We start from the raw sequence: 3,428 nt of genomic DNA on the forward strand, positions 1-3,428 counted from the left end.
TCGCTGGTTAAGCACATTGCACCGGGGACGGGACGAATGGGAAGGCACGCTTCGCTGTCTGGCCTCGCTATACCAACTCGGTGTTTCCATTAACTGGCAGGCCTTCGATTCACCGTACACGCGCCGCAAAATCGCGTTGCCGACCTATCCCTTCCAGCGGAAAAAGTTTTGGCCAAAACAGTTTGATAACATCCGGCACGGCAAAGAAAATCTATATAAAGAGATGCCGCCTAAGTACTACACCATTAAGTGGTCCGAGCGGGCCGCACAGAAATTCGATGCGGAACGGGATGATGCTATATCAATACAGCCAAACAAACATCGACTGGTCTTTTTTGTTGGCAATAGTGAATCAGATGAAACAAGAACGCTAAGAAATTATTTCAGCCAAAGCGCTGGCTGTTCAACGTTTGTTTATCCGGGCAATCGTTTTTCAGACGTAAGCTCTAGCCACTACACCATCGACTTCCAGTCCCTACCGGACTACGAAAACCTTTTCGACGAAGTTAGCAGAAAAAATACGTCCGAGCAAAGTTCCCTTGAAATAATTATTTATTTCACGCCAATTCAAAGCCTAAAGGTCAATAGCACCCGGCAATCTGTCACGAAAATAACGGAAGACGTTTCAAATTTATTACTCACTTTAGTACAAGCGCTTTCCGAATGCGCGCTTTCGCATGTTGCTAAACTGTTCGTCATTACCACAAATATCGTTGCCACGAGTCGATTTGAAAGACCAAATCTATACCATTCTCCGCTTTCGGGATTATGCCAGGTGATCTACAACGAATTTCCTCATTTTAAGGGAAAGTTCATTGATGTAGATGTACTAAGCGATAAAATCATCAACAATGAAATTCATGACGGCGACGATGAAACATTTGTTGCCTATCGAAAAGAAACGCGATTTATACGACGATTAGTTGATCTCAGTGAAAAAAGTGAGGCACGTGACGATTCGTCAAGAATTCTCCCTAACACGATGGGAAGTTATCTGATCACTGGAGGCTTGGGTGATGTGGGGATGGCAAGCGCCGAGTGGTTAGCCAACAGCAAGGTCAAACAAATCATACTTGTCAGTCGATCCGAGGCCTCAAAAAAGGCACTCTCACGAATTAGTAAACTCGCCTCTGCTGAAACAAAAATCGATATTGTAAACGCCGATATCAGCGATGAGAAACAACTGGACCTTCTATTTGAGAAGATCAAAAAATATAAATACCCTTTACTCGGTATTATTCACGCGGCGGGCGTGTTAAGCGACGCGACGATAAAAAGTCAGAACCGGGATAAATTCCGAGCCGTATATGCAGCAAAAGTAGACGGCACATGGAATTTACACTACGCAAGTCGCAAACTGCCGCTAGACTTTTTTCTTCTTTACTCGTCAATCAGCTCTATCTTCGGTCCGCCAGGACAGGCCAACTATAGCGCCGCAAATAGCTTTTTAGATGTTTTTTCACACTACCGTCGCTATAACAATCTACCCGCAACAGTCATAAACTGGCCCCCGGTAAACAATACCGGCATGGCATCTCATATCGATAAATCCAAAAACAATATCTATACAAAATTCGTTCAGCCGATTGAAAAAGCTAAACTACCCGATTATCTGAATAAGATATTAGGCAGCAGTGAGCCACAAATAAGTGTTATCTCGTTTAATGATCAGGCAATACGCAGCCACCTCGGATCTCCATTAATACCACGCGTGCTTGAGACACTTTACCCAAATATGCTATTAGCGCCGACGCTTGCGATAGAAGAAACGCAGCCCCGCATGGATGAGCGCTTATGTCGAGTTAGTCCTGAGGAGCAACGGCAGATAATTTTTAACGTCGTTAAAGAGAAAGTGTGTTCGGCGTTACAACTTGATACATCCGAATTTATGTTTCGTCCGGACCAGCCACTGATCGAACTCGGTCTTGATTCACTTACTGCGGTGGAAATTAGAAATAGCTTGGCAAGACAGCTAGGGAAATCGCTTCCCGTTAGCCTGTTATACGACTACCCCACGATACAGGCGCTCACCGAATTTATCCTTTCCGACTCCGAACAGCCGCTTTTGAAGGTACCTGAACAAGAAGCGCGTTCCAACGCCCAGAACGAACCGATAGCCGTAATTGGCATCGCTTGTCATTTTCCTGGTAAGAGTAACAATACCGACGATTTTTGGCAGCTACTCATGGGTGGGAAAGACGGCGTCGTAGAACTTGGGAATAAACGCTGGGATATGCAGCGATTTTATTCAGAGGATATGAATGAGCAAGGGAAGATGTATGTTAAGTGGGGAGGAATCATCGAAGATATAGAAAAATTCGATGCGGATTTCTTTGATATCTCTCCCCGTGAAGCGATCAATATGGACCCACAACAACGATTGTTGCTGCAAACGAGTTGGGAGACAATTGAACATGCCGGAATCGACCCTACATCATTGACCAATGCCAGAGGCGGTATATTTGTCGGCGTTGGGCCAAATGAATACGGTCAGCTCCAAGCTGAGAGTCGTGACAGAAATACGATCGATTCCTTTTCCGCAACAGGAAACTCTCTCAGCGTCAATGCGGGACGATTATCCTATGTGTTAGGCTGGAACGGGCCTAGTATGGCAATCGATACAGCTTGTTCTTCCTCTTTGGTTGCCATTCATCTTGCCGTACAATCCTTAAAAAATAACGAATGTGAATTTGCGTTAGCCGGAGGCGTAAACTTAACCTTATCTCCGGAAGTTAACATTTCCTTGTCAAAGGCAAAGATGTTATCTCAAGATGGTCGTTGTAAAACGTTTGATGAAACGGCGAATGGCTACATTCGATCTGAAGGATGCGGTCTCGTCTTACTCAAACCACTATCTAAGGCAATTCGAGATCACGACAATATTCTCGCCACCATCAAGAGCAGTGCGGTCAATCACGATGGTCGCAGTCAGGGGCTTACGGCACCGAATGGACCGGCGCAAGTATCTGTTATCAAACAAGCCTTGCAAAATGGCCATATCTCGCCATCTGAGATTGACTACGTAGAAGCGCATGGTACTGGCACAAGTCTCGGAGACCCAATAGAAATCAACGCACTCAGTCAAGTTTTCGGTGAAAGGAATAACGAAACCAAGCTATTGCTGGGTGCTGTTAAAAGTAATATCGGTCATCTTGAGGCAGCCGCAGGAGTTGCTGGATTCATTAAAACGGTTTTAACACTTCAACACGAAGTTATTCCGCCTAACCTTCATCTACAAACCATCAGCCCCAGAATCGCGCCGCTGTTGCACGGTATGCGAGTCGCCGTCACAAGCAACCCCTGGCCCCGCGACAAAAACCGCCGACGCCTGGCAGGTGTGAGCTCCTTTGGGTTCAGTGGAACTAATGCCCACGTGATACTCGAAGAAGCACCCCAAACCGCTGCCCTCACTTCGGAAGTTGAACGCC

The 3,428-nt window shown here is 45.9% G+C and carries 1 protein-coding gene; it reads left to right on the top strand.

From position 1 onward, the window contains the following. Nucleotides 1-3,428: SDR family NAD(P)-dependent oxidoreductase (locus OEZ43_21975; protein ID MDH5548248.1), on the top strand; the 3,428-nt coding region annotated here is incomplete at both ends.

The sequence above is a fragment of the Gammaproteobacteria bacterium genome (genome assembly GCA_029881255.1).
In the GTDB taxonomy this organism is placed as follows: domain Bacteria; phylum Pseudomonadota; class Gammaproteobacteria; order S012-40; family S012-40; genus JAOUMY01.